Genomic DNA, 22,079 nt, shown 5'->3' with positions numbered 1-22,079 from the left:
TTGGCTGATAATTTATTGGTCTCCGGATACATTGGACCTCCACATTTTCCAAAATAAAACAGGGTGTGAGATCTCGTTCGATTTCATACCCTGTTTTTATTAACATAGCCGAAATTTAAAAATCTGCATTTCCTGGTGTACGAGGGAATGGAATGACATCACGGATGTTTTTCATGCCGGTTACATACATAACAAGTCGCTCGAAGCCAATTCCATAGCCGGAATGCTTGGTGCCGCCATATTTTCTAAGCTCGAGATACCACCAATAATCTTCTTCCGACATACCAAGTTCTTTTATCCGTTCTGTAAGGACCGCTTCTCGTTCTTCCCGCTGGCTTCCACCGATTAACTCGCCAATTCCGGGAACTAAAAGATCAGTTGCAGCGACTGTTTTTCCATCCTCATTCGCTCTCATATAAAACGCTTTGATTTCTTTTGGATAGTCGGTAACAAAAACTGGACGCTTGTAAATTTCCTCGCTTAGATAACGTTCATGTTCCGTTTGCAAATCTGTACCCCATTCTACAGGGTATTCAAATTGCTTTCCTGAGTTCTTCAATAATTCAACTGCTTCACTATAAGTGACCCTTCCAAAATCAGAATGTAGGGCATTCTCCAATCTTTCCAGAAGTGTTTTATCAATAAAGCTGTTGAAGAAGTCCATCTCTTCTGGTGCATGCTCAAAAACATACTCAATGACATACTTAATCATTTCTTCTCCAAGATCCATGATATCCGGCAATTCTGCAAAAGCAACTTCTGGCTCAACCATCCAAAATTCCGCGGCATGTCGTGCAGTATTTGAATTTTCTGCCCTGAACGTCGGACCAAATGTATACACATTGCGAAATGCAAGAGCAAAGCTTTCCGCATTCAATTGACCACTCACGGTTAAGTTAGTTTCTTTCCCAAAAAAATCAGCCTTTTCATCTACCTGTCCGTTCTCTGTTTTTGGTAGCTCGTTCAAGTTCATCGATGTCACACGAAACATCTCCCCGGCTCCTTCAGTATCGCTTCCGGTTATGATTGGTGTATGTACATAGACGAATCCTTTGTCTTGAAAGAATTTGTGAAGAGCATAAGCTAGTACAGATCTTACTCTAAAAACGGCTGAGAAGGCATTGGCTCTTGGCCGCAAATGAGCGATGGTTCGCAAATATTCAAGCGTATGCCGCTTTTTTTGAATAGGATAATCTGTAGCCGATAATCCCAGGACGACAATTTTTGTCGCTTTTAGTTCAAATGGCTGTTTCATTTCTGGAGTTGGAATAAATTCCCCCTCTACTAAAACAGATGAGCTAATCGGCAGTTTGGTAATGTCTTTAAAGTTATCAAGCGTATCCTCAAATACAACTTGTACACTCTTAAAGAATGTCCCATCATTTAATTCCATAAAGCCAATCGTTTTGGAGTCGCGAAGAGTTCGGATCCAACCTGTTATTTGAACCGTTTTGTCGTTAAAGCTTGCTTGATTTCTGTATAAATCTTTCACTACGGTCTTAATCATAATAGCCTCCTTGTGGTAATTTTTTGCATAAAAAAAGCCTTCTATCCCTATAAGACGAGCGAAAGGCTGGATTTCCGCGGTACCACCCAAAATGTCTATAACGTGCAGCCGCCTAAAAATATTCATAAATTCCTGTCCGTTAGCACCAGGTTTCCACTATCCCAGGCTCGCTATCGAAAAACAGCAAAAACTTCTATCCTTTTCATCGATATAAATAGGCAGTTTTCAAAAGGAGTTTCACTGTAGTAATTTATCACATAATGTCGTCCTTTGTCTAGTTGACCCTGCGATAATAGGATCACCCAGTTACTTGCCTTTTCTTCCTGCTCGGAACGGACAGATTGATCGCTATCACTGATAAGAGGATCAACGCGGCTCCGAGCAGCTGCAGACCGCCCAGCCTGTCCCCATACACCAATATCCCCAGCATCGTGGCAATGACGGGTTCTAGTGTTGCTACAACTGCAGCAGTGCTGCTTTCTGTTCTTTCAAGACCCCAGGAGTATGCAAAATAGGCAACGACCGTTGGGAAAATCCCTAATCCTAGCGCATAAAGCCACGCATCCCCAGAGAAAAGATCAGCCGCCTTGCTGACGATACCGGTGGTCGGAACCAATGCAACCGAGGCCACTAGGAAAGTATACAATGTCACTGTAAAAGGATGGTATCTCCTTAATGCCACTTTGCCAAAAATGCTGTAAAGTGCATAACCGAACCCTGCTCCAAGACCTATGAGGATACTCGAGACTGAAAAAGACGTTCCTTCCTGCCCGGTGATGCCTGCAGCAAGCGTACAGCCAATGACGGTCATAATAATCGCCAACCATTTCTTCCAGTTCATGCTTTCTTTCAGAAAAAGAAAGGACAAAACCGCAACAAAAGCAGGCGAAGTGTACAATAGAGCCACAGCGATCGGAATATTCATCAAATGAATTGCCGTAAAATAAGACCAATTAAAAAACACAATACTGAGAATTCCTGTACCTACAAAAAGATACAAGTCTTTTGTCCTGATTTTCAAGTGGCTTCTGTAAAAAGCAATTCCGACAAAAATCAACACAATGGCTGCAGTCAAAACTCGGATGGCCACAATTTCCATGGCACTGAACCCAGCATTATTCAAGCCTTTGACAAAAAAACCAATCAGCCCCCACATCGCCGCTGCAAATGCAATCATGATATAAGGTAATTTCCTGGACAATTCTATTCACCACACAGAAAAGATGGCAAAACGACTGCCATCTTTTATTTAAAAAAATGTTGTTTTTGATTTAGGTCAGCTGGTATACCTTGCTGTATTTTTCGGATAAATAATCAACTAAGTACTGAGCATTAAGTCCCTCACCAGTTACATCAGTCAATATTTCAAGTGGTTTTTTCATTTTCCCATGCTTATGAACGTTTTCCGTCATCCACTGTTTAATCGGCTGAAGATTTCCTTGTTCTAATAGTTTCTCATAGTCAGGCAAGTCTTTGAGCATGGCATGTTTGAATTGCGCTGCATACATATACCCTAAAGCATAGGATGGGAAATAGCCAAAACTGCCCCCAGCCCAATGGACATCTTGAAGGACACCTTGTGCATCATTTTCTGGCCTGATGCCGAGATACTGTTCATATTTATCATTCCAGACTTGTGGAAGATCCTTTACTTCAATCTCATCATTGAACAAGCCTTTTTCTATCTCATATCGGATCATTACATGCAATGGATATGTTAGCTCATCCGCCTCAATCCGTATTAAGCTTGGTTTAGACTCATTCACTGCTCGATAGAAATCTTCTATTCCCACTGCGGAAAACTGACCATCTGAATATTCCTGCAGCAAGCTATAGTTATTTTTCCAGAAAGAGTAATTTCGTCCAACAAAGTTCTCATAGAAAAGCGACTGTGATTCATGGATTCCCATTGAAGTACCTGAACTTAAAAGAGTGCCAACTAGCTCTTCAGATATGTTTTGTTCATAAAGCGCATGGCCGCCTTCATGAATTGTACCGAAAACCGCTGTTCTGAAATCCGCTTCATCATATTTTGTCGTAACCCTTACATCTCCAGGATTAAGCCCCATCGCGAATGGGTGAACTGTTTCATCAAGCCTGCCAGCATCAAAATCGTATCCCATTTGTTTAAGGATTTCGAGACTGAACGCACGCTGTTTTTCTTTAGGGAAATGACGAAACAGAAATCCTGTCTCAGGTTTTACTGTTGAATTTGAAATCTTCTGTACAAGCGGAACAATTTTCTTACGCAGGTCGCCAAATACTTGGTCTAAAACCTCAACAGTGACACCTGGTTCATACATATCTAGCACCGTATTGTATTTATTTCCTTCATAACCCCAGTATTCTATGAATTTCTTAGTGGTTTCTACTAGTTTTTCTAGGTACGGCCTGAACATTTCAAAATCGGACTTAGCCCTAGCCTCTTCCCAAACTGTTTCCGCTTTTGATTGCAGGATGACATATTCCCGGTACTCTTCTGCAGGAATTTTCTTATTGCGGTTATAGTCCTTTCTGCACTCTTCTAACGTCTTGCCCGCAATTTCTGATAGACTTTGTTCATTTGACAATCTCGCTATGTATGATGCCATTTCTTCTGATGTTGACATATTGAATACCTCAGATGAAAGAACACCGATCACTTCGGACCGCTGGGCTGCTCCCTTTTTAGGTGCGCCAGTCCTTAAATCCCAATAAATCAAAGAAAGCGCCTCCTTATAGGCGGCCATTTTCTTTACATAATCTAAAAAGTTTTTTTCTGTTTGTTTTCCTTCATTCATCCATCTCACCCCATCTTATCAGTCTCCATCATCTTATCATACTTTTCTGATATTTTGGTTCACGAAATTAAGAAAAAACAACAGGATGGCCTGTTGTTTTAATGGAGTCAAAGTTTATATTTCGGTTATTATCTTTATTTTGTTTTCCCAATTGCAACTTTCCATGTTTCCGGGCCCTCTTCGAGATACTCCCATGAAAAAGCTTCGGGGCGCTCCATCATGAACTGGTACTGAAGTGGCTTTGGGTCGTGATCATTGACGATTTGCATGAATTCTCCCGGCTTAAGTGAATCAAAGTTTTGGAATATAATAGGGTGTTTTTCTCTTGGTGCATAATCTGGAACATTGATAATTGCATGAAAAGTCATTTCCATCTCTCCTTCGAATCTGTTTTTCCTTTACCTTTTCATTATAGGACTGCATCGCAACTCAAGTAGTGAGCGCAGTCACAGTTTTCCTATGACATCCCTCATTGCTAACTACCTGGCTTCCAACAGAAAAATATCTCTATTTATAAAGGAACTACGGGCATGAACAAGAATTATTTTAGTAGGGAGGGATCTACATGAAAGAACTGGTTGGAAGCTGCAATGAATGCGGAAAAGAAATTTATTGCCTGGAAGGCTTTTTAAATGGCGTATCTGATCATGGTAAATTGCTTTGTTTTGAATGTGAAAAAAATACCCAAGAAGACTCATAGTCGGAAATGCATATGTTTTTGTTTGTCAGAACCGTCGATTGCTGACTTCATTGGGCGGAGCGCGATTAAGCTAAGAAACCGCAAAGCCTTTTTGCTTTGCGGTTTCTTAGTTTATTCTTCTTCCACTGCCAGGTCTTTAACCGGGAGCTTTTCTTCTTCTTTGTGGGTTACTTTTCGCAGATTGAAAAGTGCCTTTATGCTGAATACTGCCAGGGCTGCTACACCTATCAAAAAAATCGTGTCAGGAATGGCCCTTAAGGTCAGCAGCATTTGAACGGTATCCTGCTGCAGGAATGCTGCTGAACGGGAAGCTGCGTATCCATTAAAGAAAGCTTCTTTTAGCTGAAGATAGCCAACCGGCAGCAAGGAAAAGAATACCATTCCTGCCAAACCAACGTTCAGCATGATGACGATGAATTTCACCCAATTATCATTCCATTTTTCCGGTTTGACGATATTGCGTAAAGAGTAGATCAATACTGCTCCAGCAAACATGCCATATACGCCCATCATGGAAGCGTGGCCGTGCGCTGGAGTAAGGAACTGTCCGTGTTCAAAGAAGCTTACAGCCGGCAGGTTGATCAGGAAGCCAAGTACTCCTGCACCAACTAGATTCCATATTGCTACGGAAATCAAGAACCAGAACGTGCCTTTGTAAGGGAAATCCACGCCGCCGTCACGCATCATTTTATACTGGTCATATGCCTCTAAGATCAACAAAGTCAATGGAATAACTTCAAGTGCTGAAAAGACTGCACCCAAAGCAATCCATACTTCAGCTGATCCGTTGTAATAATAGTGATGCCCGATCCCGATGACACCTGCTCCCATCAACAAAATCAATTGGAAGTATAATGCTCTTACAGTCGATTTCTTTGTTACAAGCTTCATTTGCACCATTAGGAAACCGATCACTACGACTGCGAAAACTTCGAAAATACCTTCTACCCATAAGTGGATGATCCACCAGCGCCAGTAATCGGCAAAAGTATAGTGTGTTCCTGGATTGATCATGAAGGCAAAAAAGTAAAATGCTGGGACAGCAATTGCTGAATAAAATAATAGGTGAATCAATCCACCTTTGTCAGACTCCCGCTTCAATCCACTTCTGATGCCTCGAAATACGATGAATAACCAAATCAGCATTCCAAGAGCGAGGATGAATTGCCAGATACGGCCAAGTTCGAGATACTCCCAGCCCTGATGCCCAAGCAGGAACCAATTGTTGCCAAGGTAACCATTGGCACCAAGCCATTGACCAATCATGCTGCCAGCGACGAGGACGACTAAAGCCCAAAACAGAACATCTACCAGCAATCCCTGACGCTTCGGCTCACTACCTCCAACTAGCGGTGCCAAGAAAATTCCCATTCCAAGCCAGGCTGTCGCAATCCAGAAGATAGCAAGCTGCAAGTGAAACCCCTTCGTAATGTTAAATGGCAGAATGTCATGGATCCATTTTAAGCCGAAGAAACTATCAGGTTCGATATAATAGTGTGCCAATAATGCTCCAAACATGGACTGGACAAAGAACAAAACAGATACGATTGCAAAGTATTTGGCTGTTTTCCTTTGCGAAGAAGTCAGCGGCAGCTTCTTCAAATCGATAGTAGGGAAATTCCCCTCCGTGTAAGCTTCCTTCATACCAAGATGATAGCGATAGAATACAAATAGGATCAAGCCTACAAAGAAAATTAATAAGGTTACGCTTGCACCACTCCACCAGACGGCCGAGAATGACATTGTGTTTCCTGCATCTTCATAATATGGCCAGTTATTTGTATAAGTGATGGTATCATCAGGTCTTTGTGTACTTGATAACCACGCTGTCCAGAAGAAGAAATCAGAAATCTGCTCCATCTGGTCACCCTTTGCTACCCAAGCGCGCTCGCCATCCGGCATATGTTTTTCCTGGATCAAGCCTGCCTTAAGTCCCCAATCGTCCCCTTTTGTAAAAATAATATGGTAAAACTCCCTAACCTTTTGATGCCCGAACACTTGCGCGTCCGTCAACACCAGATGATCCTTTTCCGAATCATAACGGTTCTCTCGCATTTCTTTCTTGACTCGTTCCCGAACGATCGACTGATCATCTTTATTCAAATCATGGAAGTCTTTCTGATATTTTTCCTGAGATCTGAAATTCTGCATCGCTTCTGTGTATATCTTAAGTGCTTCTGCCGTATAGTCTGGGCCCATATATGACCCATGTCCCAACACGGTGCCATAATCCATCAGGCCATATTTCTGGAATACCGCCTGGCCTCCGACAATGCTATCTTTCGTGAAAATGACATCTCCATTTTCACTCGTGACTTCAAGCGGCCTTGGAGCCATTTCTTTAAAAATCCAGTATCCCCCTGTCAGGAGTACTGTAAAGCTTACTAATAAAGTAAATATGAGTACAGATTTCAGCAGTGAGTTTCTATTTTTCTTGACTACTGCTTTTGTGGATGTTCCACGTTGGATCTCCATCTTCCCTGCATCCCCTTCCTAATTTGGTTTACAAACTAAGCATAAAGCGAAAGGAAGATAGTGTTTGTGAACTACCTCATGCTGTAGGTGTGATATTTCACACAGCAGTGAGAATTATTTTCAACAAAACTCCAAATGATGATTTAGGTCACTTTGCGCTCCCTGTGCAGTTGATAAATTCTAATAGTAGAAACATAAACCGAAATAAGGAGCAGATCGATATGCATCTATCACAGATCAGGCAGCAATTAAAGACAGTTCCAATTTTCAAGGAATTGTCTCTTGAGGATCTTGATCCGATTGTAGAAATTGCCCAGCCGCGATTTTTTAAAAATAAAATGTATGCGTTCATGCAGGGCGACCCGCTTGACCGCGTGTTCTTCATTCATACAGGAAAGGTGAAAATTTATAAAACGGATTCATCTGGCAGGGAACAAATTGTTTCCGTTTTGGAGGCTGGGGAAATGTTCCCTCATGCCGGTTTCTTTAGAAAAGGCCAGTATCCAGCACATGCAGAAATGATGGAAGACACACAGATGATTGTTATCCCAATTTCAAAGTTCGAAAAAATTCTTGTGTCCTATCCAGAGCTTTCCATCAAGTTATTCAGGGTTCTCGGCGAAAAAATCATTGATTTGCAAGCTCGTCTGGAAGAACAAATTCTTCATAATACGTACGAGCAAATCATTATGCTACTGCTGAGACTATGCAAAACAAATGGCGAAAGACTGGAATATGGCTATAAATTGACCACCCATTTCACAAATAAAGAATTTGCCAATATGATTGGTACCTCGCGGGAAACGGTCAGCAGGACGATCACTTACTTAAAGAAGAAGGAATGTATAAGTCTTGACTTGGATGGCACCTACCTGATCGACCATGAAAAATTGCATCAAGAGTTATTTTGAAAACCAAAAAATCTCTCATAAAGTGATTCGCATCACGGAAGCAAGTATTGAAAATGGTTATCATTTAACTATGCCGAATATCGTAACGAGGAGGTCAATCCAATGGAACATAAAACGATCGAACTAGATGTAAGAGAAGAAATCAATAACAAACTGGAGCCTTTCCAGAAAATTATGGAGGCGATCGCAGAGTTGCACTTGAATGATGTGCTTGTGCTTCATGCCCCATTCAAACCTGTTCCCCTCTATGGAGTTTTAAAGGCAAAAGGGTTTGATCACGAAGCTGAAAAGATCGAAGCAAAGCATTATAAAATCGTTTTTACCAAAACGGGAGGGAAATAAGATGATTCTCGATAATAGAGGTCTGGAGCCTCCACAGCCTATGATCCGTACGCTCGCTGCCCTAGATGAGCTCGCTGAGGGACAGACACTGACGATCCTTAATGACCGAAGACCGATGTTTTTGTTCGAACAACTGGATGAACGGGGTTATTTGTACTTAACAGAACAACAGAATGATGGAAGTTATCGTGTGACGATTTCCCGAAAAGCGGGGTGATAGAAATGGTTCAGCAAAGCAGTGGCAACGAGACTAATAGTAAGCTTCCTTTTTCCTTCATCCTCTTTAGTATGGTTGCATTGATTTCTTCCCAGGTGCTGATCCTGCTGAACGGTGACATGCTGATAACAGGCACATTCCGTTTGCCCGCCATTTGGTCTGCTGCCCATTTATTTGTCCTTGGATGGGCCTTGATGGTTGCAATGGGCGCGATGTACCAGCTCGTTCCTGTCGCTTTCCTGGCGACTATCTGGAGCGAAAAATTTGGATTTTGGCAATTTGCCGTTACAGCTTTGGGAATCGTGACGTTTGCAACGGCACTTTATCTTCGTCCGCAGGATGCCCTTATTCCTGGAATGATAACATTGACAGGCATCCTGATGTTTCTTGTGCAAATGTTCATGACGCTGCGAAGCCAAGCAAAACCAAATATTCTCACATTGTTTGTCGGCAGCGCCTTATTTTCCCTCCTGCTGACCATAACATTGGGGATTACACTGGTAATCAGCATGAAAACCGGTTTTGCATCAGAATATTATCAAGCCTTTTTTAAAACGCATATTCTCCTTGGCACTGTCGGATGGTTCTCATTGCTGATTTTTGGCTTCTCTTATAAAATGGTTCCGATGTTTTCATTGGCTCACGGATTTACGATGAAGCCAGCAGTTTATGTATACATCTTTTACTTAACCGGAGTCATCTTGATGGTTGCGTCCTTCTTTACAGGCACTCACTTACTGGAAATCCTCGGAACTTTTATGTTGCTTGCTGGATTTTTGACTTTCACCTGGCATGTGAAAAAAATGATCGATAAACGCGTAAAAAGGAAGCTAGATCGCCCATTCATGTTCGCTTTATTTGCAATTAGCTGTGGGGCAGTCATCCACCTGACTGCTTTTATAGCAAGCGGACTAAGTTTGCTGTCAAAAACCGCTGGTCCCATCCTTTTCCTATATTTGATCGCCTGGATTGCATTCAGCATCATCGGATACTTGTACAAAATCGTGCCATTTCTATGGTGGACTCACAAATACAGCAAGGAAATCGGCAAAAAACAAGTACCTGCCCTAAAAGATATGATGGATGAAAAGCTGGCAATTCCCTTATTTATTTTGTTTACAGTTGGAACAGTGCTGATCATCCTCTCTTTCTTTGTCCAACTAATGCCAATTTTCTATATTGCCCAGTGCTTGATTCTATTGGCAGTGATTTTGTTCAGCTATGTCATAGCCAAAGTTTTGACTATTTAAGGAGGAGTTCATGATGACAGATTTACAAAATAAAATTAGAGAAAACTTAAAAACCGTTTATGACCCTGAATTAAACATTAATGTAGTGGATTTGGGTTTGATTTATGATATTGACATTCCTGAACCTCGAACCGCAAAAATTTTGATGACATTGACAACTCCAGGCTGTCCTCTGCATGACAGCATTGTCAGCGGAATTAAGTATTGCGTACAAGGAATGGAGGAAATAGAACACGCGGACGTCCAATTGACATGGGAGCCAGCTTGGACACCAGATCGGATGACAGCGGATGGCAAAAAATTGTTGCAGGGTTTCTAAGGAGACCACGAAAAGAAACGCTTGGTGTTTCAAGCGTTTCTTTGCTTTTATTTAGAATTTGAAAGGCAAAATGACAATGCTTGGCGAAGATTGCTTTCTGCTTTTTGCAATTCCGCCAGCTGGATATCGTCGGACTGGAATTCATTTCGCAAAGCTTCTGTGCTTGACGAAAGCGCTTTTGAGATACGCTGGAAATCAATAAAAGAATAATTCATTGCCATCCCTCCATTCATTGCAAATATGTATTTATTGTATTCAAAATCGCATACAAATATTCTGTTTTATTCAAAAACAAAATACAAAAAGGGCTTGGAATGAGACGATTCCAAACCCTTTTTTCCTGAAAATTAATCCCTTGATCAATGATTCATCTGAGGGGACGCTTTCCCCAGTATTGATAATAGTCTGTACGGATGAAGCCATTGAACAGCTTCCGCTTTTTTGTTGCCGGTTTTCCGTACACTTGTTCAAAATTTTCGTTTGAAGTTAAGATATAAATGGACCAAGTATCCAGTGGAGCAAAGGCTTTGCCCATTTGACTGTACATTTCTTCGACCGCTTTCTTTTCACCGAGGCGCTCTCCGTATGGAGGGTTCCCAATCACTACACCATATTCCTTTTTCGTAGTAAAATCCTGCACTCGCATTTGCTTAAAGGAAATCAAATCACCAAGGCCTGCTTCAAAAGCATTTTCCTCAGCAATCTTCACCATCCGGTGGTCTATATCCATCCCGCTGATATCCAAGGGCTGGTCATACTTAGCAAGGTCTTCTGCTTCCTCCCTGACTTCCTCCCAAATGGATTCCGGGATGAAGTCCCAGCCTTCGGAAACAAACTCCCGATTAAAGCCTGGTGCGATATTTTGACCAATTAACGCCGCTTCAATCGGAATCGTTCCAGATCCGCAGAACGGGTCAACAAATGGCTTATCCGGATTCCAATTTGTCAACAAGATCAATGCTGCAGCCAATGTTTCCTTCAGAGGAGCTTCCCCTTGATCCACTCTGTATCCACGCTTATGGAGACCGCTGCCGCTCGTATCGATTGTTATTGTAGCCACATCTTTAAGAAGCGCGACTTCCATTTTGAATAAAGGGCCGTTTTCTTCCAACCAGCCAGATTTTTTATAAGAAGTTCTCAAGCGTTCCACTACAGCTTTTTTCACGATTGCCTGGCAATCGGATACGCTGAATAGTTTAGACTTAATAGATTTTCCCGAAACAGGGAACTCAGCATTTACCGGCAGAAATTCTTCCCAAGGTAGTGCCTTTGTTTTTTCAAAGAGTTCGTCAAAAGTATATGCCTTAAATTCGCCAATCTTTATTTTGACCCTGTCAGCAGTACGAAGCCACATATTGCTTCTGGCGATTGCGCGCACATCTCCTTTATAGACAATCTTCCCATTTTCAACCTGACAATCATATCCCAGATCGCGCACTTCATTAGCGACAATTGCTTCAAGACCCATCGCAGAGGTTGCAATTATATCAAAATTCTTCATCATTTCACCCTTTTTTCACCAATATACTTACTTATGTATTGCCTAATAGCATTAATATACATAAAAAAAGCACTCCAAGCAAAAGGAGAGCTTTCCTAACCATCATACAAACCAATTAATAACGTTCTGTAAGCCATGTTTTGTGCCATCGTACTGCAAATGACCAATAGTCTCGTACTCCGGTGGTAATCATCTATCTACAGATGAAGATCATCTGTCCTTCCCTTCGTTCAGTTCCTTCAGGAAGGTGCCCCTACCATTGTTTGGGTTTCTCGCTCGCGGGGTTTACCTCGTTCCACCCTTCCAATTTCTTGGAAGGCTCCGTCACTGTGGCACTTTTATAGGTATTCATGCCATATCGTTGCCGACTTAGGCATTTTCCCTGCCGTCAGCCGAGCGTGAGCCCAACTGCCCTGGCTTATGAATTGGCCAGGCACGAACACTACAAGCATCTCAGCCTGTGCGAGCATGGACTTTCCTCTGCAGCAGAACTGCAGCGATTACCCGAACGTTATTAACAGCTACAAAAAATAGTATATGTAATTTTGGTCTAAAAAGCAATGGTAATTCATTTCAAACATTAGCAGAATCTAGATTAATCGTAAAGTTTGTCTCCAAATACGTGCTTCTCAAGGTTCGATAATCTTTTCAGGATATCAAAATTTGTCGTTCCAGCTGCCTGTGTACTTGGGCGGCGTGATGACTCATCAAGCTGTTTTTTTAGACGAAGATTGTCCTGCTGCAGTTCTTCTATCTCTTGTTGCATGATTTCGTAATCCTTGATGATCAGATCAAGGAACTTATCTACGTCTTCTGGCTTGTAGCCACGCATGGCTGTTTTAAATTCCTTCTCTAAAATATCTTTAGCAGTTAACTGTATTTTATCGGATAGCATTCCATTCACCTCAATATACCCCTATGTTCCTATTTATTTTTTCAAAAACAAGGAGATTTGTCAATTTTCTTTTGTTTTCTGTAATTATTTCCAACAGAATCGGTTCATTTTTGGTCAAACTGCAACATTCAACTGGCGACTACGGTTATTTAAGCATAACAGATTTTTTGATTAAAATCCCTGCTGCCTTAATTGTTCTTCTTCTACAACCATTTGCAGATCGTACAAAGTAATTAGTTGGATATCATACGGATTGGATTGTTGAAACTTTTTTGCGGTTTCGTATATGAATTTGGGACTTCCTTCCTTTTCAAGATCATATAGCAATACAAGTACATCGCTTTTCTCAATAAAAAATTGATTTTTCAGCCTGAATTGCCATGAATTTTCGTATGGCTTTTTGGTAAGCGAATCAACATGGTCAGCTCGATTCAAAATAGATTCATACCAATTCTTATTTGTGTCTTTCCATGATTCCTCTTGGTTAAGAAAGGGTGTGAATACAGCAAGCTTAAGGTCGGGATATAATTCCTGAAGCTCAAACACAGCCTCGCCCGCCCATAATTCCACACCTAATTGCCCGCTGATCATTACCCACTCCAAGCCATCCTCGATCAGCGGCACGATCGTTTTCTTTATTGCAGTTTTTATGTATTCAGCTGCCGGATGGTCAGGTTGAAATATTCCGATTTCAAAAGGTTTATATCCTGATATCGTCGCTACTTTGACCATGGTTTGCTCCTTCACACAATCTCCGTCTTATTGAAGTTATTCGCTTTAAACAATATATATACCCTTTTTACACTTAAAAAAACAAGGGCTTTTTCTGCCCTTGTTGCTTTTCTTATTACCTGCCGAATCCCATTCCCGGGCCATATCCCATTGGTCCGCCGAATCCTGGTCGTGGTCTTGGACCAACTGGAGCTACTCCGCCTGGTACTGGACCAGGGCCGCCATAAAAGTTCTGGTTTGTAACCTGGTTCACTGTTGACTCAGTATGCGGAAAATAGTGGACATGGTCATAATTAATATGATTTACATTAGTAGTATGAGATGGATGAACATGTGGAACCACATTATTGACAAACTGATTGTTCACACAGCACTTAGCGGGATGAACTACTGTTGGCAAAACATTCGTTGGCTTACAGTGCATAGTGCATAACTCCTTTCCTTAGACTTATTCTTTACATTAACAGCCTATGTAGAAGTTATGCGTCTTGTACTAATGAAAACACCTATTTTTGAAAGATACTTGGCAATGCATGCGTTATGAATCTATTAAAGGAATGTGTAAAAGCTGTCCTTCAGCCCGCTGAATAAGACAGCAATAAGGGTGATGACAACAAAATAGAGAACTAAAACTGCTTTATACATCTTACCAACCCCGTAATATTATATTGATTTTTACCACCGTACAATTTTACATTTTACAATGTTCGAACCATACTTACAACAGGATCATACAGATTTTGATCATTTAAATGTTAAAATTTTGTTACAATTGAAAATAACCTGGCGAAACTTGTTGAAACAGGCTCAATTTGACGAATTCTGCGCTTGCCCGGGAAATGCTTTCCGGGAAATTCTCTGAATCCTTTTTTCAAGTTCTTGTTTAAAAAGCATGTCTTTTTTTGTTGCCAGCTTTCTCTCGCTGATCTGCTCTTCAGCTAGTCGACAGTACCTCAAAGCCATTTCGAAATTCCGCTCCCGATGTTCAAAATGCTTGGCCAGTTCAATGCATGCTTCTCTCCTTTGCATCAAGCTTCCCTTCTCCGCACTTTCCTTCCATAGTGGAAGCGCATCCTGCCATTTTTTTTGCTTCTTATGTTCAAAAGCAAGCGCATGCTTTGCAGAAATTCCCTGAGCGTTGTCCTCATCCATTAGTCCAGTGAAAGCCTGCTTTGCTTTTTCACTTTCGCCAAGATAAGAAAACCAGCGTCCAACCTCATAAGTTTCTTGTGCGGTCTGGTATCCGTCATATCCGAGCAACTGGAAACTTAAATGTGTATATAGGGTCAACAATGACAGGATATCTGTTTCATTGTGCCTGATGACACCCAGCAATCCTTCCGGGTTTTTCCTTTCCAGAAAGTCAAAGTAAATCATCGGTGCCAGAAAGCCGGGAATATCATCTTTCCGCTCAAGACCCAGTACTTCCTGTTCGACGATGCTAAGTTTCATTCGTTCAAGCTTATGCTTCCACATTCTTCTCGATGCATGAAACAAATCAAAATGCCCAAAGGAAGGCAGCTTTGGAACGTGGTCACGAACAAGGGTATGCCTTGTTTTAACCTGAGGCCAGTCAAACGCCTTCCCATTGTATGTAACCAATGTAGTATAATCAACTTTTTGCAAGAAACTTTGGTAAAGCGCGATTTCCGCTCCCGGACTAGGCAGAATATGCTGTATAAGCTTAACTGAATCTTCTGAGACACTCGCATGGCCAAGCAAGAAAATCGTATTCCCTGCCCCGCCGCCAAGTCCCGTCGTTTCTGTATCAAAAAATACCAAATCGCCTGCACGATGGCCGGACGCAGAAAGCGGATGCTTTGTCTGTTCCTGATTCCACAGGGAGATAGCTTTTAACAGATCTCTGAACTGGTAATGGCCATGCTTGTGGTCCAGCGGATAAACAACTTCCCTTACTAGGCAGTACTGTCCATCAAAATAGAAGGGGAAAACATGTTCTTTCTCCCAGACGTCGAGAAACGGGATTTCAGGATCGGCTTTTCGCTTAACCGCTTCTGTTTCTTGGATGATATTCACAGGATCAGTCTTCTCCGTTTCACTCTTTATGTGCGGCTTCAGCCTGTTCAATTTGTTCTTTAAACTCATTTCCCCCCTCCTCCTAGAATGCCGTTTTTAAAAACAGATTCAACAATTTCACTACATCTTTTTTTGAGTGGTTGGAGGTTGTATCGGTTCCGATACAGGATGGACAGCCATCTGAACACTGACAATTAAGGACCATTTGTTTCGTTTCATTCAAGATGTCCTCCATGCCAGAATAGATTTTTTCACTCAGGCCAATTCCACCAGGATAACGATCGTAAAAGAAAATTGTTGGTTTTTCATTATGCGCAGCCTTTACCTGCGGAACGACATGGACATCAGAAGGATCGCACATAACAAATAATGGCGCAATATGCTTCAATGCCTGCGAAGTTCCGATCAATCCTTCCTCCAGGCGGTCATCGGAAAACTCGGAAAATTCCTTAGAAAGTGAGATCCAAGTTGAGCTCGTGTGCAATTCTTCTTCCGGAAGATGGATGGGACCTGATCCGATATTTTCATGAGTCTCAAACCTGATTTTCTTGAAGATGGTAGCCATTGCCCTTACACTTACATCTCCATAACCAATTTCTGTCTCTTCATTCCCCCTGTGCTTGTCTTCTTCAAGGACACTGAGTTGGACGGCAAGATTGGCATCAGTATAATAATCGACATCTACTTCCCGGACGAACGCCTTCTTTTCTTCCCAGTCGAGCTTTTCTACTTGGTACTGGACTCCCTGGTGGAGATAAATCGCCTCTTCATGCAACAGGGTCATTGCTGAAAAAGTATCCATTTCACCAATTACCCTTACACTGGCTACATCTGATTGATCAATAATCACGACATTTTCCTGAGATGCCGACCGAAGACTGATGTTATGGGACGGGAAAGCATCATTCATCCAATACCATTTCTCTCCGTTCTGATGAAGGATACGCTCTTCCGTTAAATATTCGAGGATTTCTTCCATTTCTGCAGCCCCAAATGTGTCTCCTTTTTTTAATGGCAATTCATATGCAGCACACTTGAGATGGTCAATCAGAATGATCAGGTTATCTGGATTGATTAAGGCTGTTTCCGGACTGCGGTTGAAAAAGTAGTCGGGATTTTGGATGACATACTGATCCAGCGGACTAGAGCTAGCCACCATGATGACCACCGACTCTCCATGCCGTCTGCCAGCCCGACCTGCCTGCTGCCATGCACTGGCAATCGTACCCGGATATCCGTTCATGATACAAACCTGAAGCTGGCCGATATCGACACCCAATTCAAGCGCATTCGTACTGACAACACCATAAATTTCTCCCGATCGCAGTCCTTTTTCAATCGCACGCCTTTCCGTCGGCAGATAGCCCCCCCTGTAGCCTCTGATTGCTTTTGGCCCAAGCTTATGCTTGACCAGCTCCTGCAGATAAGTTAGCAAAATTTCCACCCTTACCCTGCTTCTTGCAAAGACAATGGTCTGGATCTTGTTTTTCAGGAATTCTCCCGCAAGCTTTCTGGTTTCAAGTGTGGCACTCCTGCGGACATTGAGTGGAATGTTGACAACTGGCGGATTATAGAATAAAAAATGCTTCCTTCCAGAAGGGGCGCCATTATTATCGATTAACACCATATCTTTCTCGGTCAATCCTTCTGCGAGTTCAAGTGGATTGGCGATCGTCGCCGATGTACAGATAAAAACAGGGTCACTGCCGTAATAATGACAGATTCTTTTTAATCTCCTAATGACATTTGCCACATGGCTGCCAAAAACGCCTCTGTAAATATGCAGTTCATCGATGACAACATATTTCAGGTTCTCGAAAAGGGATACCCACTTAGTATGGTGCGGAAGGATTGCCGAATGGAGCATATCAGGATTGGTTATAACGATATGCCCGGCTCTCCTGACCTTTTGGCGAATATTTGAGGCTGTGTCTCCATCATATGTATAGCTATTGATAGATAGTTCCGCCTCCTGGATCAATTCATTGATTTCACTTTTTTGGTCCTGTGCCAGCGCTTTGGTAGGAAACATATAAAGAGCCCTCGCATTTGGATTATCAATAATGGATTGCAGTACCGGCAGATTATAGCACAGCGTTTTCCCAGAGGCCGTTGGTGTGACAGCAACGATGCTTTGTCCTTTCATGATTTGTTCGTATGATGACCTCTGGTGGGTATACAATTGGGAGATCCCACGCCTTTCCAGTGCACTTCTCAGGATCCCGCTTAAATCCTCGGGCATTTCTTCGGTCTGTGCTTCTTTTTCCTCCATCGTATGCCAGTGGACGATATTCTTCTTTACTGATTCACTAACCTTTAATTCTTGCAATATCTCTTGCATGCTTTTTCGGACTTTCATCACGTTCACCTCGTTATCCTTATTTTAGCGAATAAACGTTCGTTGCAAAAGGAAAATTATCATTAAATTAAACTGCTAGTTTTTGGCATTGCGTTTATCTCGAAGCTTCTGTAGGAAATACATATGTTTTTTAGCATCCTTTTGCTAAAATGATAGAAAAGCAAATTATTTTGAGGTGTTTCATTTGGATAAGCAGGAAAGAAAAAATATATTAGCGAAATTTTCGTTGTTCAGGGACCTTGAGGACCATGAATTAGATAAGATCGTTGATATTTCCATTTCGCGGAAATGGAACAAAAATAGCCATATCTTTATGCAGGGTGACCCACTTGAAAATGTTTATTTTATCAATAATGGCAAGGTGAAAATCTATAAAAGTGATGCGAATGGCCGGGAGCAAATCGTTGCCATCCTTAAGAAAGGGGAAATGTTCCCTCATGTAGGCTTTTTCAGGAAAGGTGGTTATCCTGGTTTTTCTGAGGTATTGGAGGAAGCAAGCCTTGTCGTTGTCCCAATAGCACAATTCGAAAAGGTTCTGGTCGAAAACCCTCATTTGAGTATCAAGCTATTCAAGGTCCTGGGGGAGAAAATCGTCGACCTACAAGAAAGACTGGAAGCTCAAATACTTAACACTACGTATGAACAAATCATCAAGCTGCTGATCAGGCTTGGGGAGCTTCACGGAGAAAAGCAAGCTGATGGTGCAATTTTATTGACAACGGATTTTACAAACAAGGATCTAGCCAATATGATTGGCACTACTAGGGAAACGGTCAGCAGAACATTGACCAAAATGAAAAGAAATGAATTGATTTCCACGGATGAAGCTGGGAATTTGATTATCGACCCTGAAAAATTGCTGAACGAACTTGTCTAATTTTTCCAAGAAAAAACGCCCGAGGCTCTTTGCCCCGGGCGTTCATGATCTTATTCCGTTTTGCTTAAACCCATCATTGTTTCCAGGTCTTCTTGAGCGGACGTGATCAATTTTAGGTTGAACGTGTCCTTAAGAACCTGCATCACGCCATCAGAAATGAATTCTGGCGGCTTAGGTCCGATGCGGATATCCTGAATCCCTAGGCTGAAAAGTCCAAGCAGGATCGCTACAGCTTTTTGCTCGAACCAGGAAAGGACGATGCTTACCGGCAATTCATTTACGTCACATTCAAAGGCATCAGCAAGTGCCTTGGCGATTTTTACCGTTGATACTGAATTATTGCATTGGCCAAGATCCAGATATCGAGGGATATTGGTTCCTGGAACCATACCATAATCGACATCATTGAAACGGAATTTTCCGCAAGATGTTGTCAAGATGACCGCCTCTGGAGGGAGAGATGTTGCAAGCTCGCGGTAGTATTCCCCGCCTTTTCCCGGTGCATCACAGCCGGCAATGACAAAGAAACGCTTGATTTCCCCTGATTTGACTGCTTCGATTACTTCTGGTGCCAACCCTATCACTGTTTCATGATGGAAACCAGTCACCAAGGTTTCTTCCGATTCCATGTTAGCTTCTGGAAGCTCCAATGCTCTTTCGATAAGCATGGAGAAATCCTCACCTTCAATTTTCCTTACATTTTCAAGACCTGTTACTTCGTATGTAAACATACGATCTGCATAAGAACCCTTGATCGGCATAACGCAGTTTGTCGTTGCTAGGATTGCTCCAGGGAATTTTTCAAACAATCGACGCTGGTCAAACCATGCCTTTCCGATATTCCCCTTCAGATGCGGATATTTTTTCAATGCCGGATAGCCGTGAGCCGGAAGCATTTCGGAATGCGTGTAAATATTGATTCCTTTGCCTTCGGTTTGCTTCAGCAATTCTTCAAGAGCGAATAAATTATGCCCCGTTACAACGATTGTTTTGCCTTCCACCTTATTTTGGCTCACCTTAACAGGCTGTGGGATGCCGAGACGGCTAGTGTGCGCTTCATCGAGCATTTCCATCACGCGGACGGCGGATTGACCAACCTTCATCGCCATATCAATATGTTCCTGGACATTAAAGTTGGAATTAGTCAAAGTCATATATAATGCTTCGTGTGTTGTGGCGTCAACAAACGGATCTGTGAATCCAAGTTGATTTGCGTGGGTTCGATAAGCCGCTATGCCTTTCAGTGCAAAAATGATCGTATCTTGTAGACTTGCGATTGTTTCATCTTTTCCGCAGACACCAACAACTTTGCATCCTCCTGTCGGTGTTTGTTCGCATTGGTAACAAAACATATGTACATTCCCCTTTTCTGCTTTATTTTCTAGTTCAGCATACAGAGGATGAAACATGGATTATGTGATCCAAATCACACAAAAGGCATTTTTCACAAAGTGTTCAAAAAGGGTCGTTTCTTATTTTGAAGAAAAATACTATCTTCTTGAACAAGGACATTCCCTGTCACATAAATTATGATAAGAATTCTTGCAAAGGAGGATGAATCGATGGCAGCCAACCATCCTGATCGCCCAAAAAGACCTGAGCCGCTCGAACAGTGGTTCAAATCGATGAACCAGCTGATGCAGGAAAAACCCGTGAAAGGAATCCTGCAAAGCATTGATGACTTTTTCAAACATCCCTTTCCCCCGTCTTCCATCGCTGTACAAGTAAATGAAACACCGACTGAATATATAGTGACAGCAGAATTACCGGGGATCAAGAAGGAGGATATTTCGATTGATGTCATTAACAACTCGCTCACAATCTTAGTAAACAAAACCGAAATGGCTTCAGAAAAAAACGATATCGCAAAAACAGAAATGCATATGACTTCTTCAAGGCAAGTCAGCCGGACTATTCCATTTGCTCATCCGATAAATGATAGAAAGACAAGAGCTTCCTACCGCGATGGATTGCTTACCATTAAAATCGCGAAAAAACAGGGGAAAAAAATCGATATCTTCATAGAGGAATAATAGAAGCAGGCATAATTGCCTGCTTATTTTTTAGACTTTGAAAATTCCGCCGAGACCCTTTACAAGCGATGATACCTGGGTAACCGCATTCATCATCATGCCAGCAGTATCGACCATTTTAGTAAAATCGAAGTTCCCATCCTGGCTTTTAAACGAATTCATGATTGATTGCATACTGGATGTCTGCTTTGGCATGAACGATTGCTGCGGATATGGGTTATAGTTTTGGTAGTCAGCTTGCGGGTTATAGGAACCGTAAATTGGGTCATCCTCCGGTATCAACGGATTTTGAAAAAGCATTTTTGTGTAGTTATTTTTGTTATCCGCAATTGGGTTTGACTGTTTCCACTGAGGGTTGTTTCCTTGTAAATAAGGATTCACAGGATAACCCTGTTGCGGATAATAATTTTGCCAGTTTCCCGGCGCAGCATTCCAATATGGTGGGGTATATTGCTGAGGGATCGGTTGCTGCCGGTTGAAACTTTGATTATTCCTACTATATTGGTGCGTTTCCTGGCTGTTTTGGTATCCCTGCCAGTGCGGTTGGTAGGGGTTCATCTTATTCCTAGGGCCAAACATGGCGAACATCCTCCTCCAATCATTCCTTACGATAGTATATGATCAAACCGCCCAAAGGGTGAGAGGTTGGAAAAGGCTTCCGGTTTTGTCTAACAATGAAAGATACTGTCGGAAGTTTCAATTTTTGAAAAATAAAGGACACTTACGTTTTCATGATAGTATGGATTCAAAGGATGAAGGAGGATGAAAAAATGAACGTTCACGAACTGAAAAATCTATTTGCCCGGACTAAAGAATACACTCCGGACCATGTAAACGAATTGCTCGATTTTACGAAGAAGTCGTACATTCAAAATGAGATTACCTTTCTAGAATACCGGAATCTTGTTCGTGAGCTGGAATTGCTAGGAGCTTTCATTCCCGAAGATCAGAAAGAAATACCTTTGTAAAAAAATAAAAGCACCATGCCGCTTGACCGCCCCTCTTACTAGCCAAATTGGCTGAATGGAGGTGCTGGTCGATTGCGCTGGTGCTTGTTTATTTTTGGCTGCCTTGGAGTCTGTCCGATAAAAAATTTTTAGCGTATAATTATGCGATAATGCTTCCTATTCATCCGTTTTATTGT

23 protein-coding genes and 1 other RNA gene are annotated in these 22,079 nt (G+C 42.0%); 9 read left to right on the top strand and 15 right to left on the bottom strand.

Translation table 11 applies throughout. The annotated features are described in order from the left end of the window. Positions 1–115: 115 nt before the first annotated feature. From asnS to UB32_RS09485, 4 genes are all read right to left on the bottom strand, one after another. Positions 116–1,507 carry an asparagine--tRNA ligase gene (gene asnS, locus UB32_RS09500; protein ID WP_044393235.1) on the bottom strand — a complete coding sequence of 464 codons (1,392 nt, stop codon included), beginning with the start codon at positions 1,505–1,507 and terminating at the stop codon, positions 116–118. 298 nt (positions 1,508–1,805) lie between these two features. Further along, positions 1,806–2,708 carry a DMT family transporter gene (locus UB32_RS09495; RefSeq protein WP_044393233.1) on the bottom strand — a complete coding sequence of 301 codons (903 nt, stop codon included), beginning with the start codon at positions 2,706–2,708 and terminating at the stop codon, positions 1,806–1,808. Between the two features lie 70 nt (positions 2,709–2,778). Next, complete coding sequence (locus UB32_RS09490; RefSeq protein WP_044393231.1) at positions 2,779–4,287, bottom strand: carboxypeptidase M32; 1,509 nt, start codon at positions 4,285–4,287, stop codon at positions 2,779–2,781. A 134-nt stretch (positions 4,288–4,421) separates the two neighbouring features. After that, positions 4,422–4,655 (bottom strand): DUF2249 domain-containing protein, encoded by a 234-nt coding sequence (locus UB32_RS09485; protein ID WP_044393229.1) that lies wholly within the window; start codon positions 4,653–4,655, stop codon positions 4,422–4,424. A gap of 197 nt (positions 4,656–4,852) precedes the next feature. On the opposite strand from UB32_RS09485, the gene UB32_RS20705 reads away from it, so the two are divergent. After that, entirely contained in the window at positions 4,853–4,987 is a 135-nt protein-coding gene (locus UB32_RS20705) for a hypothetical protein (protein WP_277813880.1), read from the top strand. 111 nt (positions 4,988–5,098) lie between these two features. Here the strand turns inward: UB32_RS20705 and UB32_RS09480 are convergent, their stop codons facing one another. Then, positions 5,099–7,462 (bottom strand): nitric-oxide reductase large subunit, encoded by a 2,364-nt coding sequence (locus UB32_RS09480; protein WP_044393227.1) that lies wholly within the window; start codon positions 7,460–7,462, stop codon positions 5,099–5,101. Between the two features lie 221 nt (positions 7,463–7,683). On the opposite strand from UB32_RS09480, the gene UB32_RS09475 reads away from it, so the two are divergent. The 5 genes from UB32_RS09475 to UB32_RS09455 all read left to right on the top strand — a co-directional run bounded on the left by UB32_RS09475 (position 7,684) and on the right by UB32_RS09455 (position 10,501). Continuing rightward, positions 7,684–8,373: a Crp/Fnr family transcriptional regulator gene (locus tag UB32_RS09475; protein ID WP_044393225.1), complete on the top strand. Its 690-nt coding sequence runs from the start codon at positions 7,684–7,686 to the stop codon at positions 8,371–8,373. Between the two features lie 102 nt (positions 8,374–8,475). After that, positions 8,476–8,715, top strand: a complete 240-nt coding sequence (locus UB32_RS09470) for a DUF2249 domain-containing protein (protein ID WP_044393223.1) — start codon at positions 8,476–8,478, stop codon at positions 8,713–8,715. Position 8,716: 1 nt separating this feature from the next. Further along, the gene (locus UB32_RS09465) at positions 8,717–8,932 is read left to right on the top strand and encodes a DUF2249 domain-containing protein (RefSeq protein ID WP_044393221.1); all 216 of its coding nucleotides are present in this window, start codon (positions 8,717–8,719) and stop codon (positions 8,930–8,932) included. 5 nt (positions 8,933–8,937) lie between these two features. After that, the gene (locus UB32_RS09460) at positions 8,938–10,182 is read left to right on the top strand and encodes a membrane protein (protein WP_044393219.1); all 1,245 of its coding nucleotides are present in this window, start codon (positions 8,938–8,940) and stop codon (positions 10,180–10,182) included. Positions 10,183–10,195: 13 nt separating this feature from the next. Further along, positions 10,196–10,501, top strand: a complete 306-nt coding sequence (locus UB32_RS09455) for a metal-sulfur cluster assembly factor (RefSeq protein WP_044393218.1) — start codon at positions 10,196–10,198, stop codon at positions 10,499–10,501. 47 nt (positions 10,502–10,548) lie between these two features. Here the strand turns inward: UB32_RS09455 and UB32_RS20015 are convergent, their stop codons facing one another. From UB32_RS20015 to UB32_RS09425, 8 genes are all read right to left on the bottom strand, one after another. Further along, positions 10,549–10,716, bottom strand: a complete 168-nt coding sequence (locus UB32_RS20015; RefSeq protein ID WP_157841621.1) for a hypothetical protein — start codon at positions 10,714–10,716, stop codon at positions 10,549–10,551. Positions 10,717–10,868: 152 nt separating this feature from the next. Beyond that, positions 10,869–12,002: a THUMP domain-containing class I SAM-dependent RNA methyltransferase gene (locus UB32_RS09450; RefSeq protein ID WP_044393216.1), complete on the bottom strand. Its 1,134-nt coding sequence runs from the start codon at positions 12,000–12,002 to the stop codon at positions 10,869–10,871. 124 nt (positions 12,003–12,126) lie between these two features. After that, positions 12,127–12,514: RNase P RNA component class B (rnpB, locus tag UB32_RS19425), an RNA gene on the bottom strand. Between the two features lie 83 nt (positions 12,515–12,597). Next, positions 12,598–12,897: a cell division regulator GpsB gene (gene gpsB / locus UB32_RS09445; RefSeq protein WP_044393314.1), complete on the bottom strand. Its 300-nt coding sequence runs from the start codon at positions 12,895–12,897 to the stop codon at positions 12,598–12,600. 171 nt (positions 12,898–13,068) lie between these two features. Then, complete coding sequence (locus tag UB32_RS09440; RefSeq protein WP_044393214.1) at positions 13,069–13,629, bottom strand: DUF1273 domain-containing protein; 561 nt, start codon at positions 13,627–13,629, stop codon at positions 13,069–13,071. A gap of 115 nt (positions 13,630–13,744) precedes the next feature. Beyond that, complete coding sequence (locus UB32_RS09435; protein ID WP_044393212.1) at positions 13,745–14,053, bottom strand: CotD family spore coat protein; 309 nt, start codon at positions 14,051–14,053, stop codon at positions 13,745–13,747. A 383-nt stretch (positions 14,054–14,436) separates the two neighbouring features. Continuing rightward, complete coding sequence (locus tag UB32_RS09430) at positions 14,437–15,735, bottom strand: ribonuclease H-like domain-containing protein (RefSeq protein WP_044393210.1); 1,299 nt, start codon at positions 15,733–15,735, stop codon at positions 14,437–14,439. Between the two features lie 13 nt (positions 15,736–15,748). Continuing rightward, the gene (locus UB32_RS09425; RefSeq protein WP_044393208.1) at positions 15,749–18,025 is read right to left on the bottom strand and encodes a DEAD/DEAH box helicase; all 2,277 of its coding nucleotides are present in this window, start codon (positions 18,023–18,025) and stop codon (positions 15,749–15,751) included. 184 nt (positions 18,026–18,209) lie between these two features. On the opposite strand from UB32_RS09425, the gene UB32_RS09420 reads away from it, so the two are divergent. Next, positions 18,210–18,902: a Crp/Fnr family transcriptional regulator gene (locus UB32_RS09420; RefSeq protein ID WP_044393207.1), complete on the top strand. Its 693-nt coding sequence runs from the start codon at positions 18,210–18,212 to the stop codon at positions 18,900–18,902. A 50-nt stretch (positions 18,903–18,952) separates the two neighbouring features. Here the strand turns inward: UB32_RS09420 and hcp are convergent, their stop codons facing one another. After that, the gene (hcp, locus tag UB32_RS09415; protein WP_044393312.1) at positions 18,953–20,254 is read right to left on the bottom strand and encodes a hydroxylamine reductase; all 1,302 of its coding nucleotides are present in this window, start codon (positions 20,252–20,254) and stop codon (positions 18,953–18,955) included. Positions 20,255–20,464: 210 nt separating this feature from the next. On the opposite strand from hcp, the gene UB32_RS09410 reads away from it, so the two are divergent. Continuing rightward, positions 20,465–20,935, top strand: coding sequence for an Hsp20/alpha crystallin family protein (locus UB32_RS09410; RefSeq protein WP_044393206.1), 471 nt, complete (start codon positions 20,465–20,467; stop codon positions 20,933–20,935). Between the two features lie 30 nt (positions 20,936–20,965). Here UB32_RS09410 and UB32_RS09405 read toward each other — a convergent pair whose 3' ends face one another. Next, positions 20,966–21,514 (bottom strand): YppG family protein, encoded by a 549-nt coding sequence (locus tag UB32_RS09405; RefSeq protein WP_044393204.1) that lies wholly within the window; start codon positions 21,512–21,514, stop codon positions 20,966–20,968. A 191-nt stretch (positions 21,515–21,705) separates the two neighbouring features. Between UB32_RS09405 and yppF the strand changes: the two genes are divergently transcribed. Beyond that, the gene (gene yppF / locus UB32_RS09395) at positions 21,706–21,903 is read left to right on the top strand and encodes a YppF family protein (protein WP_044393201.1); all 198 of its coding nucleotides are present in this window, start codon (positions 21,706–21,708) and stop codon (positions 21,901–21,903) included. Positions 21,904–22,079 lie beyond the last annotated feature (176 nt).

Source organism: Mesobacillus subterraneus (assembly GCF_000934845.1).
Taxonomy (GTDB): Bacteria; Bacillota; Bacilli; order Bacillales; family Cytobacillaceae; genus Mesobacillus; species Mesobacillus stamsii.
This window is presented reverse-complemented; position numbering and strand designations above follow the sequence as displayed.

Coding starts and splice junctions, on each gene's coding strand:
- asnS (WP_044393235.1), bottom strand. CDS start 1,507: ATGATTAAGACCGTAGTGAAAGATTTATACAGAAATCAAGCAAGCTTT.
- UB32_RS09490 (WP_044393231.1), bottom strand. CDS start 4,287: ATGAATGAAGGAAAACAAACAGAAAAAAACTTTTTAGATTATGTAAAG.
- UB32_RS09485 (WP_044393229.1), bottom strand. CDS start 4,655: ATGACTTTTCATGCAATTATCAATGTTCCAGATTATGCACCAAGAGAA.
- UB32_RS20705 (WP_277813880.1), top strand. CDS start 4,853: ATGAAAGAACTGGTTGGAAGCTGCAATGAATGCGGAAAAGAAATTTAT.
- UB32_RS09480 (WP_044393227.1), bottom strand. CDS start 7,462: ATGGAGATCCAACGTGGAACATCCACAAAAGCAGTAGTCAAGAAAAAT.
- UB32_RS09475 (WP_044393225.1), top strand. CDS start 7,684: ATGCATCTATCACAGATCAGGCAGCAATTAAAGACAGTTCCAATTTTC.
- UB32_RS09470 (WP_044393223.1), top strand. CDS start 8,476: ATGGAACATAAAACGATCGAACTAGATGTAAGAGAAGAAATCAATAAC.
- UB32_RS09465 (WP_044393221.1), top strand. CDS start 8,717: ATGATTCTCGATAATAGAGGTCTGGAGCCTCCACAGCCTATGATCCGT.
- UB32_RS09460 (WP_044393219.1), top strand. CDS start 8,938: ATGGTTCAGCAAAGCAGTGGCAACGAGACTAATAGTAAGCTTCCTTTT.
- UB32_RS09455 (WP_044393218.1), top strand. CDS start 10,196: ATGACAGATTTACAAAATAAAATTAGAGAAAACTTAAAAACCGTTTAT.
- UB32_RS20015 (WP_157841621.1), bottom strand. CDS start 10,716: ATGAATTATTCTTTTATTGATTTCCAGCGTATCTCAAAAGCGCTTTCG.
- UB32_RS09450 (WP_044393216.1), bottom strand. CDS start 12,002: ATGAAGAATTTTGATATAATTGCAACCTCTGCGATGGGTCTTGAAGCA.
- gpsB (WP_044393314.1), bottom strand. CDS start 12,897: ATGCTATCCGATAAAATACAGTTAACTGCTAAAGATATTTTAGAGAAG.
- UB32_RS09440 (WP_044393214.1), bottom strand. CDS start 13,629: ATGGTCAAAGTAGCGACGATATCAGGATATAAACCTTTTGAAATCGGA.
- UB32_RS09435 (WP_044393212.1), bottom strand. CDS start 14,053: ATGCACTGTAAGCCAACGAATGTTTTGCCAACAGTAGTTCATCCCGCT.
- UB32_RS09430 (WP_044393210.1), bottom strand. CDS start 15,735: ATGAGTTTAAAGAACAAATTGAACAGGCTGAAGCCGCACATAAAGAGT.
- UB32_RS09425 (WP_044393208.1), bottom strand. CDS start 18,025: ATGAAAGTCCGAAAAAGCATGCAAGAGATATTGCAAGAATTAAAGGTT.
- hcp (WP_044393312.1), bottom strand. CDS start 20,254: ATGTTTTGTTACCAATGCGAACAAACACCGACAGGAGGATGCAAAGTT.
- UB32_RS09410 (WP_044393206.1), top strand. CDS start 20,465: ATGGCAGCCAACCATCCTGATCGCCCAAAAAGACCTGAGCCGCTCGAA.
- UB32_RS09405 (WP_044393204.1), bottom strand. CDS start 21,514: ATGTTTGGCCCTAGGAATAAGATGAACCCCTACCAACCGCACTGGCAG.
- yppF (WP_044393201.1), top strand. CDS start 21,706: ATGAACGTTCACGAACTGAAAAATCTATTTGCCCGGACTAAAGAATAC.